Source organism: Streptomyces sp. NPDC020965, assembly GCF_044333555.1.
Lineage (GTDB): Bacteria > Actinomycetota > Actinomycetes > Streptomycetales > Streptomycetaceae > Streptomyces.
In genome coordinates this window covers 986,189-1,000,585 of record NZ_JBIRRE010000001.1, presented here as the reverse complement: position 1 = coordinate 1,000,585, position 14,397 = coordinate 986,189, and the positions used below count along the sequence as shown (strand labels likewise).

Genomic DNA, 14,397 nt, shown 5'->3' with positions numbered 1-14,397 from the left:
GGTTGTGGCCCGGCGCGTCACACTCGGCTCATGGACGCCTACCTTCGCCGTATCGGCGCTGACCGCCCGATCCGGGCCGATCTCGCGGCCTTGCGTGACCTACAGGTGCGGCACCTGCGGTCGGTGCCGTTCGAGAACCTCTCCGTTCACTTCGGTGAGACCGTCGTGCTGGCGGAGAAGGAGTTGCTCGCCAAGGTCGTGGATGGTGGACGCGGGGGCTTCTGTTACGAACTCAATGGCGCGTTCGCCGCTTTGCTGCGCGAGCTGGGGTTCACCGTCGACCTTCTGCAGGCCCGGGTCTACGACGATGGGCGGCTCGGCATCCCGTACGACCATCTCGCCCTGCTGGTCGAGTCGGTGGACGAGAGCGGACGGCCGGGGCGATGGCTGGTGGATGTCGGGTTCGGTGATCACGCCCACCACCCGCTCGCGTTCGACGAACGCGGGGACCAGAGCGATCCGGCCGGGACCTTCCAGCTCGTGCCGGCCGACCACGGCGATCTCGATCTGTACCGGGACGGCAAACCGCAGTTCCGGTTGGAGACACGACCACACGCGCTCGAAGACTTCCGGGCCGGCGCCTGGTGGCACAGCACCTCGCCGGAATCGCACTTCACCCGGTCGCTGGTCTGCTCCCGGCTCACCGTCGACGGCCGGATCACCCTCAGCGGTCGCAAGCTGGTCATCACCGAGCACGGGGAACGGCACGAGCGGCGACTGGCCGACGACACGGCGGTGCTTGCGGCCTACCGCGACCACTTCGGGCTGCGGTTCGACCGTCTGCCACCCGATCCGCGCCGCGCGGACGGCTGACTCGCGGGCCACTGACTCACGAACTGCTGCCTCGTCGACTACCGATTTCTGTAGCCGCGCCGACCCGGTCGCGCGGCCGGGGGCCCGGGGAGCCCCATGTGTCAGGGGTGCGGCGGAGATCGCGGCCAGGGCCGGAGAGGTGTCGGGGCCCGGGACGGTGACCGGAGTGGGGGCGGGTCAGTGGGGTGACTCCAGCCAGCCCTCGTACTCGGCCGCGAAATCGTCCAGCGCCGTGGGGTCCAGCCGGGCCGTGGGGTCCTCCACCACGACCAGCCACTGGGCGTCCTCGGCGTCGTCCTCCCCGGCCAGCGCGTCGCGCACGAGCTGGGGCTCGTCGGTCACGCCGAAGCGGTCGGCCAGCTCCTGTGCCACCTCCTCCGCGGCGTCGCGGTCGGGCAGCACCAGTACATGTCGTCCTTCACTCACCCGTTCATTCTCCGGTACGGGACGGCCGGTCCGGGCCGCGGTGTCAGTGGCCCATGGGATGCTGGACGGCGATGGCCACCAGGAAGAATTCGACCGACGATCCGCTCGCCCCCGTCACGCTCGCCGTGGGTCAGGAGGATCTCCTCCTCGACCGCGCGGTGCGGCAGGTCGTGGTGGCCGCGCGAGCCGCCGACGCCGACACGGACGTACGCGATCTCACCGCCGACCAGCTCCAGCCCGGCACCCTCGCCGAGCTGACGAGCCCCTCGCTCTTCGCCGAGCGCAAGGTGGTGATCGTGCGGAATGCACAGGATCTGTCCGCCGACACGATCAAGGACGTCAAGGGGTACCTCACCGCCCCCGTCGACGAGATCACCCTCGTCCTGCTCCATCCCGGTGGAGCCAAGGGCAAGGGGCTGCTGGACGCGGCCCGGAAGGCCGGTGCCCGGGAGGTGGCCTGCCCCAAGACCACGAAGCCGGCCGAGCGGCTCACCTTCGTGCGGTCCGAGTTCCGGGCGCTGGGCAGGTCCGCGACGCCCGAGGCGTGCCAGGCGCTGGTGGACTCCATCGGCAGTGATCTGCGCGAGCTGGCGAGTGCCGCCTCCCAGCTCACCTCCGATGTGGAGGGCACGATCGACGAGGCGGTCGTCGGGCGGTACTACACGGGCCGTGCCGAGGCGTCCAGCTTCACCGTCGCCGACCGGGCGGTGGAGGGGCGGGCGGCCGAGGCGCTAGAGGCGCTGCGCTGGTCGCTGTCGACCGGGGTCGCGCCCGTGCTGATCACCAGTGCGCTCGCCCAGGGTGTGCGGGCGATCGGAAAGCTCTCCTCCGCGCGTGGCGGGCGCCCCGCGGACCTCGCGCGGGAGCTGGGGATGCCGCCGTGGAAGATCGACCGGGTGCGGCAGCAGATGCGGGGCTGGACGCCGGACGGGGTCTCGGTGGCCCTGCGGGCCGTCGCCGAGGCCGACGCGGGCGTGAAGGGCGGCGGGGACGACCCGGAGTACGCCTTGGAGAAGGCCGTCGTGACGATCGCCAGAGCGGCGCGCTCCCACCGCTGAGCCCCTTGCTGACCCACGCCTGAGCCCCACACGCTCCCACGGCCCCTGTGGGCCTGCCTGACAGAAAGCCTCGGGCTCGTACCGTTCTGGGGAAGAACGGTACGAGCCCGAGGCTTCGAAAGTCCTGCTGGGTGGACTCGCACCCGCGTGGCGAACGCAGGTCCAAGTACGAGTCCGGGGGTGCCGGGCGGGGAGCGGATGAGAGGGCCCGCTCCTGGTCCTTCCGGCGATCAAGTCGTTCGGCGACCGGCCCGTGCGGGCCGCTGCCGAGAGTGAGGGGGTCGCCCCCCTGGAGTTACCGCGAAGGAGTGCTCAGCCCTGGAGGGAGGCAACCTTGGACGCCAGCGCCGACTTCTTGTTGGCGGCGGCGTTCTTGTGGATGACGCCCTTCGAGACAGCCTTGTCGAGCTGGCGGGACGCCTCGCGAGTGGCCACAGCGGCCTTCTCGACGTCGCCCGAAGCGGAGGCCTCACGGGCCTTGCGGATCGCGGTCTTGAGCGAGGACTTGACGGACTTGTTGCGCAGGCGCGCCTTCTCGTTCGTCTTGTTCCGCTTGATCTGGGACTTGATGTTCGCCACGAAAGAGCCTTCTCAGGTTCGATTGATCTTTGATGAGTGCCCCGTGCTACGCCATGGTGACTACACCACGGCATGAGACACAGCTAACCAGGCTACCAGTCACCGTACGGGCGGCCCAAACCGGGCGCAGTCCGCCACCCGTGGGACCATAGAGGCTACGTATCGATCCGCCATCGCCCGAGACGAGACGCCCCGCGTCTCAAGAATCAGGACCCTGCGTGCCCGCGACTCCTCCCCACGTGCCCGAGCCGAGCCGTACCGACCCGGCGCTGATCCGCAATTTCTGCATCATCGCGCACATCGACCACGGTAAGTCGACCCTCGCCGACCGGATGCTCCAGCTCACCGGTGTGGTCGACCAGCGGCAGATGCGCGCCCAGTACCTCGACCGGATGGACATCGAGCGCGAGCGCGGAATCACGATCAAGTCCCAGGCGGTCCGACTGCCCTGGGCGCCCTCCGAGGGCGCCGGTCAGGGCACGACCCACATCCTGAACATGATCGACACCCCCGGGCACGTGGACTTCACCTACGAGGTGTCCCGTTCCCTGGCGGCCTGTGAGGGCACGATCCTCCTGGTCGACGCGGCGCAGGGCATCGAGGCGCAGACCCTCGCCAACCTCTACCTCGCGATGGAGAAGAACCTCACCATCGTCCCGGTCCTCAACAAGATCGACCTGCCGGCCGCCCAGCCGGAGAAGTTCTCCGAGGAGCTGGCCAACCTGGTCGGCTGTGACCCGGACGACGTGCTCAAGGTGTCGGCCAAGTCCGGTCTCGGCGTCGAGGCCCTGCTGGACCGGGTGGTCCGCGAGGTGCCCGCCCCCGTCGGTGTCGCCGACGCCCCCGCCCGCGCCATGATCTTCGACTCGGTCTACGACTCGTACCGCGGCGTGGTGACCTACGTCCGAGTCGTCGACGGCAAGCTCGGCAAGCGCGAGCGCATCCGGATGATGTCCACCGGCGCCACCCACGAGCTGCTGGAGATCGGCACCAACTCCCCGGAGATGCTCTCCGCCGACGGTCTCGGCGTCGGCGAGGTGGGCTATCTGATCACCGGTGTGAAGGACGTCCGCCAGTCCAAGGTCGGCGACACCATCACCCAGCTGACCAAGGGAGCCACCGAGCCGCTCGGCGGCTACAAGGACCCCAAGCCGATGGTGTTCTCCGGCCTGTACCCGTTGGACGGCTCCGACTACCCCGAGCTGCGTGACGCCCTCGACAAGCTCCAGCTCAACGACGCCGCGCTGGTGTACGAGCCGGAGACGTCCGCCGCCCTCGGCTTCGGCTTCCGCGTCGGCTTCCTCGGGCTGCTGCACCTGGACGTGATTCGGGAGCGGCTGGAGCGCGAGTTCAATCTCGACCTGATCGCCACCGCGCCCAACGTGGTCTACCGGGTCCTCATGGAGGACGGTGCCGAGCACACCGTCACCAACCCGAGCGAGTTCCCCGAGGGCAAGATCACGGACGTCTACGAGCCGGTCGTCCGGGCCACGATCCTCGCCCCCAGCGAGTTCATCGGCGCGATCATGGAGCTGTGCCAGACCCGGCGCGGCACCCTGCTCGGCATGGACTACCTCTCCGAGGACCGGGTCGAGATCCGCTACACCCTCCCCCTCGCCGAGATCGTCTTCGACTTCTTCGACCAGTTGAAGTCGAAGACCCGTGGTTACGCCTCGCTCGACTACGAGCCCACCGGCGAGCAGGCATCCAGCCTGGTCAAGGTCGACATCCTGCTGCACGGCGACAAGGTCGACGCCTTCTCCGCGATCACGCACAAGGACGCCGCGTACGCCTACGGTGTGCGGCTCGTCGCCAAGCTGCGGGAGCTGATCCCCCGGCAGGCGTTCGAGGTGCCGATCCAGGCCGCCATCGGCTCCCGGGTCATCGCCCGCGAGACCATCCGCGCCATCCGCAAGGACGTCCTCGCCAAGTGCTACGGCGGTGACATCTCCCGTAAGCGGAAGCTGCTGGAGAAGCAGAAGGAAGGCAAGAAGCGGATGAAGATGGTCGGCAGCGTGGAGGTGCCGCAGGAGGCATTCATCGCCGTCCTCTCCAGCGACGAGAGCAGCGGCAAGGGAAAGAAGTAGTCCCAGCCGATGTGCCCGTTGTTTTCGTACGTCTCCGACGACGGTCCGAAGGCGCCCGCCGGTCACCCGCGCGGGCGCCTTCGCGCTGTCCCCGGGGGCGCCGTGGCGCCCGCCCGCTTCGTTATGAAGCGGCGGGCCGCATCCTCTTACGCACCGGCACGGCGCGCTTTACTCTGATCACGGTTCCATGGTTACTCGCCAGTTAGAAACCCAGCCAGCCGTGCAGTGCTGCCGCAGGCCCGGAGGATGTCGTGACCACACAGACCTTGATCGAGAACCGACCGCCCTCGGTGGCGACCCTGTTCGCCGAGCGGGTGGCGGCCACGCCGGACGCCGAGGCGTTCCGTTTCCCGGTGGTCGCCGCCTCCGGCCAGGGCCCCGACGACTGGAAGTCGCTGAGCTGGGGCGGGACGGGTGAGCGGGTCTTCGGCATCGCGGCCGGACTCATCGACATCGGGGTGCGGCCCGAGGACTGTGTCGCCCTGCTCTCCACCACCCGGATCGAGTGGATCCTCGCCGACCTCGGAGTGATGTGCGCGGGCGGCGCCACCACCACCGTCTACCCGTCCACCAACGCCGAGGAGTCGGCGTACATCCTCGCCGACTCCGGCAGCACGGTCCTCATCGCCGAGGACGCGAGCCAGCTCGCCAAGGTCCGTGAGCGGCGCGCCGAGCTGCCCGCCCTCCGGCACGTCGTCGTCATCGACGGCACCGGGGTGACCGCCGATCCGGCCGACCCCGAGGGCTGGGTCCTCACCCTCGGTGAGCTGGAGGCCCGTGGCGCGCGGTACCGCACGAGCCACCCGGAGGCGGTCAAGGAGCGCATCGGCGCGATCACCGCCGACCAGCTCGCGACCATCATCTACACCTCCGGCACCACCGGCCGCCCCAAGGGCGTCCGGCTGCCGCACGACAACTGGTCGTACATGGCGAAGGCCATCGCGGGGACCGGACTGCTCACCAAGGACGACGTCCAGTACCTCTGGCTCCCGCTCGCCCATGTCTTCGGCAAGGTGCTCACCTCCGGACAGATCGAGATCGGCCACGTCACCGCGGTGGACGGCCGGATCGACAAGATCATCGAGAATCTCCCGGTGGTGCAGCCGACCTACATGGCCGCGGTGCCCCGCATCTTCGAGAAGGTGTACAACGGCGTCGCCGCGAAGGCGCGCGCCGGCGGCGGTGCGAAGTACAAGATCTTCCAGTGGGCGGCCGATGTCGCCCGCGAGTACGCCAAGGCGACCCAGGACAATTTCCGCCGTACGGGCTCCGCCTCCGCGCCCTTCGCCCTGACCGCCAAGCACAAGGTCGCGGACGCCCTCGTCTACAGCAAGCTCCGGGAGGCGTTCGGCGGCCGGCTGCGCGCCGCGATCTCCGGTTCGGCCGCGCTCTCGCCGGACATCGGCTACTTCTTCGCCGGCGCCGGAATCCACATCCTGGAGGGTTACGGCCTCACCGAGTCGTCCGCCGCCTCCTTCGTCAACCCGGGCGAGGCGTACCGCACGGGCACGGTCGGCAAGCCGCTGCCCGGCACCGAGGTACGGATCGCGGATGACGGCGAGGTCCTGCTGCGCGGCCCCGGGATCATGGAGGGCTACCACGGGCTGCCCGAGAAGACCCGCGAGGTCCTGGAGTCCGACGGCTGGCTGCACACCGGTGACATCGGCGAGCTGTCGGCCGACGGCTATCTGCGGATCACCGACCGTAAGAAGGACCTGATCAAAACGTCGGGCGGCAAGTACATCGCGCCGACCGAGGTGGAGATCCGGTTCAAGGCGATCTGCCCGTTCGTCTCCAACATCGTGGTGATCGGCGCGGACCGTAACTTCTGTACGGCGCTGATCGCGCTGGACGAGCCGACCCTGCTCGGCTGGGCGAAGGAGCACGGCCTCGCGGGCACGTCCTACACCGAGCTGCTCCGCGCGCCCGCGACGGTCGAGCTGGTGCAGGGCTATGTGACCCGGCTCAACGAGGGCCTCCAGCGCTGGCAGACGGTGAAGAAGTTCCGGCTGCTGCCCCGGGACCTCGATGTCGAGCACGGCGATCTGACGCCCAGCCTCAAGCTGAAGCGGCCGGCGGTCGAGCGTGAGTTCAAGCACCTGATCGAGGAGATGTACGAGGGCGCCCGCGAGTCGTAGGCGCCCCCGCCCGCGGCTTCGAGCGGGGGCCCCGTGGCCCCCCGCCGGCTCCTGCCCACGGCTTCGGGCGGGTCCCGCGGTCCACGCCGGCCCCCGCCCGGTCGGTGTGCGGGTCCCCGGCGCCGTGCGCGGTGACGGACAATGGGCTCATGCCTTCCGTACTGCCCGATGGTGAGCCCGTCCCCGAGGACGGGTCGCTCCCGGCATCCGCCCTCGACGGGGCCGGTGAGCGACCGCTCGCCTTCTATCTGCACGTGCCGTACTGCGCGACGCGCTGCGGCTACTGCGACTTCAACACCTACACCGCCACCGAGCTGCGCGGCTCGGGCGGTGTGCTGGCCTCCCGCGACAACTACGCCGCGACCCTCGCCGACGAGGTCCGCCTCGCCCGCAAGGTCCTCGGCGACGACCCCCGCCCGGTGCGGACGGTCTTCGTCGGCGGTGGCACACCGACGCTGCTGGCCGCCGCCGACCTGGTCGCGATGCTCGCCACCGTACGGGAGGAGTTCGGTCTCGCGGCGGACGCGGAGATCACCACCGAGGCCAATCCGGAGTCGGTGGGTCCGGAGTATCTGGCGGAGCTGCGGGCCGGGGGCTTCAACCGGATCTCCTTCGGTATGCAGAGCGCGCGCCAGCACGTACTGAAGGTGCTGGACCGTACGCATACGCCGGGTCGGCCGGAGGCGTGTGTCGCGGAGGCGCGGGCGGCGGGCTTCGAGCATGTCAACCTCGACCTGATCTACGGCACCCCCGGCGAGACGGACGACGACTGGCGCGCGTCGCTGGCGGCTGCCGTGGGCGCGGGCCCGGACCACATCTCCGCGTACTCCCTGATCGTGGAGGAGGGGACTCAGCTCGCGCGGCGGATCCGGCGCGGCGAGGTCCCGATGACGGACGACGATGTGCACGCGGACCGGTATCTGATCGCGGACTCCGTGCTCGCGGAGGCCGGTTTCGCCTGGTACGAGGTGTCCAACTGGGCCACGACGGACGCCGGGCGCTGCCTCCACAACGAGCTGTACTGGCGCGGCGCCGACTGGTGGGGGGCGGGCCCCGGGGCGCACAGCCATGTGGGCGGGGTGCGCTGGTGGAATGTGAAGCACCCCGGCGCGTACGCGGCGGCACTCGCCCAGGGCCGCTCGCCCGGCGCCGGCCGGGAGCTGCTGTCGGACGCGGACCGCAGGGTCGAAAGGATTCTGCTGGAGCTGCGACTGCGCGACGGCATCCCGCTGTCGCTGCTGCGGCCGGCCGGTCTCCGGGCGTCCGTCGACGCGCTGGCGGACGGCCGCCTCGATGAGCGGGCGTACGGGGAGGGGCGGGCGGTCCTCACACTGCGCGGCCGACTCCTGGCGGACGCGGTGGTCCGGGATCTGGTGGACGACTGACGACGGACCCCGGGTGGCTAGCGACGGACCCTGCCGCTGGCTACGGCCCCCGCCACTGACGACGGACCCCTGCCGCCTGGCGACGGACCCCGGGTGGCTGACGGCAGCCCCTGCCGCTGGCGACGGCCCCCGCCACTGATGACGGCTCCAGCCCCTGACAACCGTTCCAGCCGCCGCCGACGGTCCCGGCCGGTCCCTGCCGCTGACACCGCCGGGCCACCGCCCTCCCACGGCGGTCGTCGCGGCGGAGCCGGCCCCCGCCCCTCCCGCCGTGGTCAGAGCAGCGACAGGCTCCCGCCGCGGAGCGCCCAGATGGCCGTCCAGCCGTTGTTCACGGAGGTCTGCCACTTGTGCCACAGGGCGCTGTCGCCACTGAGGTGGTAGGACTCCAGCCGCCCGTCGGCGTTACGACCGACGGCCGGATCGCTCAGCAGCCCACCGCTGTGGAGCTGCCAGTCGCCCCAGCCGCCGTTCGCCACCTGCTGCTCGACCCGCCAGGCCGCCAGATCGGTGCCCCGGGCGAAGACCACCAGTCGCCCGTCGGCCTCCTGGCAGACGGCGGGGACGCCGATGCGGGGGCCGCCGCGATTGGTCCAGTTCGGGTGCCAGTCACCGTTCGGGGCGGACTGCCAGATATGGCGCACGGTGTGGTCGGGGGCGACGCCGAAGACCTCAAGCCGGCCGTCCTTGTTCGCGAACACCGCGGGATCGGCGCGCAGATCGCCGCCGCGCGAGGCCCAGACGGGTGTCCACGGGCCGTTGGGCGACGTCTGCCAGATGTGCCACAGCGCGTCGTCCGCGCCGCGTACGAAGACCTCCAGCCGGCCGTCCTCGTTCTGGAACACGGCCGGGCAGCCGCGCAGCGTCCCGCCGAGGGAGCTCCACTCCGGGGCCCAGGTGCCGTTGGGGGAGGTCTGCCAGATGTGCCAGAGGGCGTTGTCCGCGCCGCGTACGAAGACTTCAAGCCGGCCGTCCTCGTTCTGGAACACGGCGAGGCCGCGGCCCAGGATCCGCTGACCGCCCAGCGGGCGCCAGGCGGATACCCAGGGGCCGCCCGGCGCGGTCTGCCAGAGGTGCCGGACCACGCCGTCAGCGCCGCCCGCGAAGACCTCCAGCCGCCCGTCGGCGTTGCGGAAGACCGTGGGCGCCGTGGCGATCACCCCGCCGCGCGAGGCCCAGTCCGCCGCCCAGGCGCCGCCGGGTGCGGTCTGCCAGGTGTGCCATAAAGCGTGGTCGGAACCGGTGGCGAAGAGTTCCAGTCGGCCGTCCGCATTGCGGGCGGCGCGGATACTCGCGAGGCCAGGGTCGAATGCCATGGCGTTCCTCCTCTGTCTGCGATCGGACGTCCGCGACCGGGGGCCGTGTGCGCGGGTCCGGGTCGGGAGCCCGTGAACGGAGCGGCCATCGGGAACCGCCACCGGGTTCCGGGTGCCGAATCCAGGTGTCGAGGACGTGGCGGAGGCGGTTCCGGGCGGACGTTCCGATGACTGACGGAACGCCCGCGGACGGTGACAGGTGCGCGGCGTGGCGCCGAAGTGCAGAGAGGTGCTGTCCAGGGGCGGCCGTGGTTACACAGCGGCGGCGATCAACGGCTTAAAGTCGTAATTCTGACTAGAACGGGTGCTTTTCATATGTTCGGCACGCTATGCCTGGTCGGACCCTGCCAGCCGGCCCGATCAAGCCCCCCGTCCCACCCGCGACGACCGCGCCGCGACCTTCGCGCTGACGCCGGTCAGCCACCCGCCTGAGCCGCCCGCCCCGCGCGCGGAGCCGGTCAGTCCACCGTCACGAAGTCGATCAGTTCCTCCACCCGTCCCAGCAGCTCCGGCTCCAGATCCTTGTACGACCGCACCCGCGACAGGATGTGCTGCCAGGCCGCGCCCGTGTTCTCCGGCCAGCCGAGCGCCTCACAGACCCCCGTCTTCCAGTCCCGGCCGCGCGGGACCGTCGGCCACGCGGGGATGGCGAGCGATGACGGCTTCACCGCCTCCCAGACGTCGATGAAGGGATGGCCCGTCACCAGGACGTACGGATCGGTCACCGAGGCCGCGATCCGGGACTCCTTCGAGCCCGGGACCAGATGGTCCACCAGCACCCCGAGGCGGGCGTCCGGCCCCGGCGAGAACTCCGCGACGATGGCGGGCAGATCGTCGATCCCCTCCAGATACTCGACCACCACCCCCTCGATCCGCAGGTCGTCGCCCCAGACCCGCTCCACCAGTTCGGCGTCGTGGCGGCCCTCCACATAGATGCGGCCCGCGCGCGCCACCCGCGCCCGTGCGCCCGGGACCGCGACGGATCCGGAAGCGGTACGGGACCGGGCACCGGGGGAGCGGCCGGCCGCCGCGGCCGACGGGCGGACCAGGGTCACCACCACGCCCTCCAACAGGAAGCCCCTCGGGTCCAGCGGGAAGACCCGGTGCTTGCCGAAACGGTCCTCCAGGGTCACCGTGCCCGCCTCGCAGCCGATCACGGCGCCGCAGAAGCCCGTGCTGACCTCCTCCACGACCAGATCGGGGTCGGCGGGGACCTCGGGAGCCGGAGTCGACCGCTTCCAGGGCGGCGTCAGATCAGGGCTGTCGTATCTGCTGCGCATGGGCTCATTCTGCCGCCACGCCCCCAACGGGAGCCCCTGAGGAAACCGACAGGCCCCGAGGCGCCCCTCGCGCCCACGGAACCCGCCAAGCCCCGCCAAGCCCCACCAAGCACCGAGCGCCCCTCGCGCCCCGAAGACCCCTCGCCTCCCGAACACCCGCCCGTGGCCCTACCGGCGAGCCGGCCCGCCCCCCCCACCACCGCCGTCACGACCCCCCGAACCGCCGCGCCAGCGCGTCCCGCTGGGCCCGTACGAAGGTGGCGTCCACCACCGCGCCGTGCCCCGGCACATACAGCGCGTCCTCCCCGCCGATGGCCAGCAGCCGGTCCAGCGCGGCCGGCCAGCGCGCGCCGACCGCGTCCGGCCCCGCCTGCGGTTCGCCGGACTCCTCCACCAGATCGCCGCAGAACACCACCGCGGGGCTCCCCGCCACCGGGGGCACCAGGGCCGCCAGATCGTGTCCCGTATGGCCGGGGCCGACCGAGACCAGCAGCACCCGGCGGCCGCCCCCCAGCTCCACCGTCAGCTCGCCGGAGACCGTCCGGCCCGGCACCACCAGCCGCGCGGTCGCCGCCGCCGCGTCGGCCGCGGCCACCCCGTGCCGTACGGCGTCGGCCCGCAGCACCTCGCGCTCCCGCGTCAGTAGCGCGTCGACGCCCAGCGCCCCGTACACCGGCGTGCCGTCGAAGGCTGCCGTCCCCAGCACATGGTCGAAATGGGGGTGGCTCAGTGCGATATGCGTCACCCGGCCGCCGTTGAGCAGGGCCTCCGCCTGGGTCCGGAGTTCGGCGCCCTCGTGGAGGGTCGAGCCGGTGTCGTAGAGGAGGGCGCCCTCCGTGCCGACGATCAATCCACTGGTCGCGTCCCACCCCGGCAGTCGGCGGCGGCCCACTCCGGCGGCCAACCGCTCCCAGCCGAGGTCTTCCCAAGCGACATCCATAGCGGCGACGCTACTGGCACGACCAGCGAGGGCGCGCGGTAGGGTGGCCGGTCGCCCTTGCTACGGCCGTACCTCACGGCCGTACACTGGCACGGGGAAATCCTGGCACTCGAACCTTCTGAGTGCCAGGGAGCCCCCGGCGAACGACCAACGGAACCCGACCGACGAACCACCGAGAGACCGAGCTGGAGGTGTGCGCGATGCTCAGCGAACGCAGACTCGAAGTGTTGCGCGCCATCGTCCAGGACTATGTCGGCACCGAGGAGCCAGTCGGCTCCAAGGCGCTCACCGAGCGTCACCGCCTGGGCGTCTCCCCGGCCACGGTGCGCAACGACATGGCGGTGCTGGAGGAGGAGGGGTTTATCGCCCAGCCCCACACCAGTGCCGGGCGCATCCCGACGGACAAGGGATACCGCCTCTTCGTCGACAAGCTGGCCGGGGTCAAGCCCTTGTCCTCGGCCGAGCGGCGCGCCATTCAGAGCTTCCTCGACGGTGCCGTGGACCTCGACGACGTCGTCGGGCGTACGGTCAGGCTGCTGGCGCAGCTCACCCGGCAGGTCGCCGTCGTCCAGTACCCCTCGCTCACCCGGTCCACGGTCCGGCATGTGGAGCTGCTCTCGCTGGCGCCCGCCCGACTGATGCTCGTACTGATCACGGACACCGGCCGGGTCGAACAGCGCATGATCGACTGCCCGGCGCCGTTCGGTGACACCTCGCTAGCGGATCTGCGGGCGCGGCTCAACAGCCGGGTCGTCGGACGCCGGTTCGCGGATGTGCCGCAGTTGGTGCAGGACCTTCCCGAGTCCTTCGAGCCGGAGGACCGGGGGCCCGTCTCCACCGTGCTCTCCACTCTGCTGGAGACCCTGGTCGAGGAGACCGAGGAGCGGCTGGTGATCGGCGGCACCGCCAATCTCACCCGCTTCGGACATGACTTCCCCCTGACGATCAGGCCGGTGCTGGAGGCGCTGGAAGAGCATGTGGTGCTGCTCAAACTCCTCGGCGAGGCGAAGGAATTGGGCGGGATGGGCATGACCGTCCGGATCGGTCATGAGAATGCCCATGAGGGCCTCAACTCAACGTCCGTGGTCGCCGTCGGCTACGGTTCGGGCGACGAGGCAGTCGCCAAACTCGGCGTGGTCGGACCGACCCGCATGGACTACCCCGGAACGATGGGAGCGGTACGCGCAGTGGCACGTTACGTCGGACAGATCCTGGCGGAGTCGTAAGTGGCCACGGACTATTACGCCGTGCTCGGCGTACGCCGCGACGCGTCCCAGGACGAGATCAAGAAGGCATTCCGACGGCTCGCGCGCGAGCTGCACCCGGATGTGAATCCTGATCCGAAGACGCAGGAGCGCTTCAAGGAGATCAACGCCGCCTACGAGGTGTTGTCGGACCCGCAGAAGAAGCAGGTCTACGACCTCGGCGGGGATCCGCTCTCGCAGGCCGGTGGTGGTGCGGGCGGCTTCGGAGCCGGAAACTTCGGGAATTTCTCGGACATCATGGACGCGTTCTTCGGGACGGCGTCGCAGCGGGGGCCGAGGTCGCGTACGCGGCGCGGCCAGGACGCGATGATTCGCCTGGAGATCAATCTCAACGAGGCCGCCTTCGGTACGACCAAGGAGATCCAGGTCGACACCGCCGTCGTCTGCACCACGTGCAGCGGCGAGGGCGCGGCCCCCGGCACCTCGGCGCAGACCTGTGACATGTGCCGTGGCCGCGGTGAGGTCTCGCAGGTGACGCGGTCCTTCCTGGGCCAGGTCATGACCTCGCGGCCGTGTCCGCAGTGCCAGGGCTTCGGGACCGTCGTGCCCACGCCGTGTCCGGAGTGCGCGGGTGACGGCCGGGTGCGTTCGCGCCGGACCCTGACCGTGAAGATCCCGGCCGGTGTCGACAACGGCACGCGGATCCAGCTCGCGGGCGAGGGCGAGGTCGGCCCCGGTGGCGGCCCGGCCGGCGATCTGTACGTCGAGATACACGAACTACCGCACTCGGTGTTCCAGCGGCGCGGCGACGATCTGCACTGCACGGTGACCATTCCGATGACGGCGGCCGCCCTCGGTACGCAAGTGCCGCTGGAGACGCTCGACGGCGTGGAGGAGGTCGACATCCGGCCCGGTACCCAGTCGGGTCAGTCGATTCCGCTGCACGGGCGGGGCGTGACGCATCTGCGGGGCGGCGGTCGCGGTGACCTCATCGTGCACGTCGAGGTGATGACACCGACAAAGCTGGACGCGGAGCAGGAGCGGGTGCTGCGGGAGCTGTCGAAGCTGCGGGGTGAGGAGCGGCCCCTGGGCCAGTTCCAGCCCGGTCAGCAGGGACTGTTCTCCCGGCTGAAGGACGCGTTCAACGGCCGTTAGGGTTCCGGGCCGGGC

12 protein-coding genes are annotated in these 14,397 nt (G+C 70.7%); 7 read left to right on the top strand and 5 right to left on the bottom strand.

Annotation, left to right across the window (positions count from 1 at the left end; genetic code table 11):
* Positions 1 to 30: 30 nt before the first annotated feature.
* Positions 31 to 813: an arylamine N-acetyltransferase gene (locus ACH4S7_RS04355; RefSeq protein WP_398519530.1), complete on the top strand. Its 783-nt coding sequence runs from the start codon at positions 31 to 33 to the stop codon at positions 811 to 813.
* A 177-nt stretch (positions 814 to 990) separates the two neighbouring features.
* Here ACH4S7_RS04355 and ACH4S7_RS04350 read toward each other — a convergent pair whose 3' ends face one another.
* Complete coding sequence (locus tag ACH4S7_RS04350; protein WP_398519529.1) at positions 991 to 1,239, bottom strand: hypothetical protein; 249 nt, start codon at positions 1,237 to 1,239, stop codon at positions 991 to 993.
* Between the two features lie 71 nt (positions 1,240 to 1,310).
* Between ACH4S7_RS04350 and holA the strand changes: the two genes are divergently transcribed.
* The gene (gene holA, locus ACH4S7_RS04345; protein ID WP_398519528.1) at positions 1,311 to 2,297 is read left to right on the top strand and encodes a DNA polymerase III subunit delta; all 987 of its coding nucleotides are present in this window, start codon (positions 1,311 to 1,313) and stop codon (positions 2,295 to 2,297) included.
* 312 nt (positions 2,298 to 2,609) lie between these two features.
* Here the strand turns inward: holA and rpsT are convergent, their stop codons facing one another.
* Complete coding sequence (gene rpsT / locus ACH4S7_RS04340; RefSeq protein WP_398519527.1) at positions 2,610 to 2,876, bottom strand: 30S ribosomal protein S20; 267 nt, start codon at positions 2,874 to 2,876, stop codon at positions 2,610 to 2,612.
* A 218-nt stretch (positions 2,877 to 3,094) separates the two neighbouring features.
* Here rpsT and lepA point away from each other — a divergent pair, with 218 nt between their 5' ends.
* The 3 genes from lepA (at position 3,095) to hemW (ending at position 8,486) form a co-directional block, all read left to right on the top strand.
* Entirely contained in the window at positions 3,095 to 4,963 is a 1,869-nt protein-coding gene (gene lepA, locus ACH4S7_RS04335) for a translation elongation factor 4 (protein WP_398519526.1), read from the top strand.
* Positions 4,964 to 5,214: 251 nt separating this feature from the next.
* Positions 5,215 to 7,101, top strand: a complete 1,887-nt coding sequence (locus tag ACH4S7_RS04330; protein WP_398519525.1) for an AMP-dependent synthetase/ligase — start codon at positions 5,215 to 5,217, stop codon at positions 7,099 to 7,101.
* A gap of 149 nt (positions 7,102 to 7,250) precedes the next feature.
* Positions 7,251 to 8,486 (top strand): radical SAM family heme chaperone HemW, encoded by a 1,236-nt coding sequence (hemW, locus tag ACH4S7_RS04325; protein WP_398519524.1) that lies wholly within the window; start codon positions 7,251 to 7,253, stop codon positions 8,484 to 8,486.
* Positions 8,487 to 8,761: 275 nt separating this feature from the next.
* On the opposite strand, the gene ACH4S7_RS04320 is transcribed toward hemW, so the two are convergent.
* The 3 genes from ACH4S7_RS04320 to ACH4S7_RS04310 form a co-directional block, all read right to left on the bottom strand.
* Entirely contained in the window at positions 8,762 to 9,802 is a 1,041-nt protein-coding gene (locus ACH4S7_RS04320) for a hypothetical protein (RefSeq protein WP_398519523.1), read from the bottom strand.
* A gap of 458 nt (positions 9,803 to 10,260) precedes the next feature.
* On the bottom strand, positions 10,261 to 11,082 hold the full coding sequence (locus ACH4S7_RS04315; RefSeq protein ID WP_398519522.1) for a DUF3097 domain-containing protein: 822 nt from the start codon (positions 11,080 to 11,082) through the stop codon (positions 10,261 to 10,263).
* 205 nt (positions 11,083 to 11,287) lie between these two features.
* Positions 11,288 to 12,022, bottom strand: coding sequence for an MBL fold metallo-hydrolase (locus ACH4S7_RS04310; protein WP_398519521.1), 735 nt, complete (start codon positions 12,020 to 12,022; stop codon positions 11,288 to 11,290).
* A gap of 200 nt (positions 12,023 to 12,222) precedes the next feature.
* Between ACH4S7_RS04310 and hrcA the strand changes: the two genes are divergently transcribed.
* Positions 12,223 to 13,248, top strand: coding sequence for a heat-inducible transcriptional repressor HrcA (gene hrcA / locus ACH4S7_RS04305; RefSeq protein WP_398519520.1), 1,026 nt, complete (start codon positions 12,223 to 12,225; stop codon positions 13,246 to 13,248).
* The gene (gene dnaJ / locus ACH4S7_RS04300) at positions 13,249 to 14,382 is read left to right on the top strand and encodes a molecular chaperone DnaJ (RefSeq protein ID WP_398519519.1); all 1,134 of its coding nucleotides are present in this window, start codon (positions 13,249 to 13,251) and stop codon (positions 14,380 to 14,382) included.
* Positions 14,383 to 14,397: the final 15 nt, after the last annotated feature.

Coding starts and splice junctions, on each gene's coding strand:
- ACH4S7_RS04355 (WP_398519530.1), top strand. CDS start 31: ATGGACGCCTACCTTCGCCGTATCGGCGCTGACCGCCCGATCCGGGCC.
- holA (WP_398519528.1), top strand. CDS start 1,311: ATGGCCACCAGGAAGAATTCGACCGACGATCCGCTCGCCCCCGTCACG.
- hemW (WP_398519524.1), top strand. CDS start 7,251: ATGCCTTCCGTACTGCCCGATGGTGAGCCCGTCCCCGAGGACGGGTCG.
- ACH4S7_RS04320 (WP_398519523.1), bottom strand. CDS start 9,802: ATGGCATTCGACCCTGGCCTCGCGAGTATCCGCGCCGCCCGCAATGCG.
- ACH4S7_RS04315 (WP_398519522.1), bottom strand. CDS start 11,082: ATGCGCAGCAGATACGACAGCCCTGATCTGACGCCGCCCTGGAAGCGG.
- ACH4S7_RS04310 (WP_398519521.1), bottom strand. CDS start 12,022: ATGGATGTCGCTTGGGAAGACCTCGGCTGGGAGCGGTTGGCCGCCGGA.
- hrcA (WP_398519520.1), top strand. CDS start 12,223: ATGCTCAGCGAACGCAGACTCGAAGTGTTGCGCGCCATCGTCCAGGAC.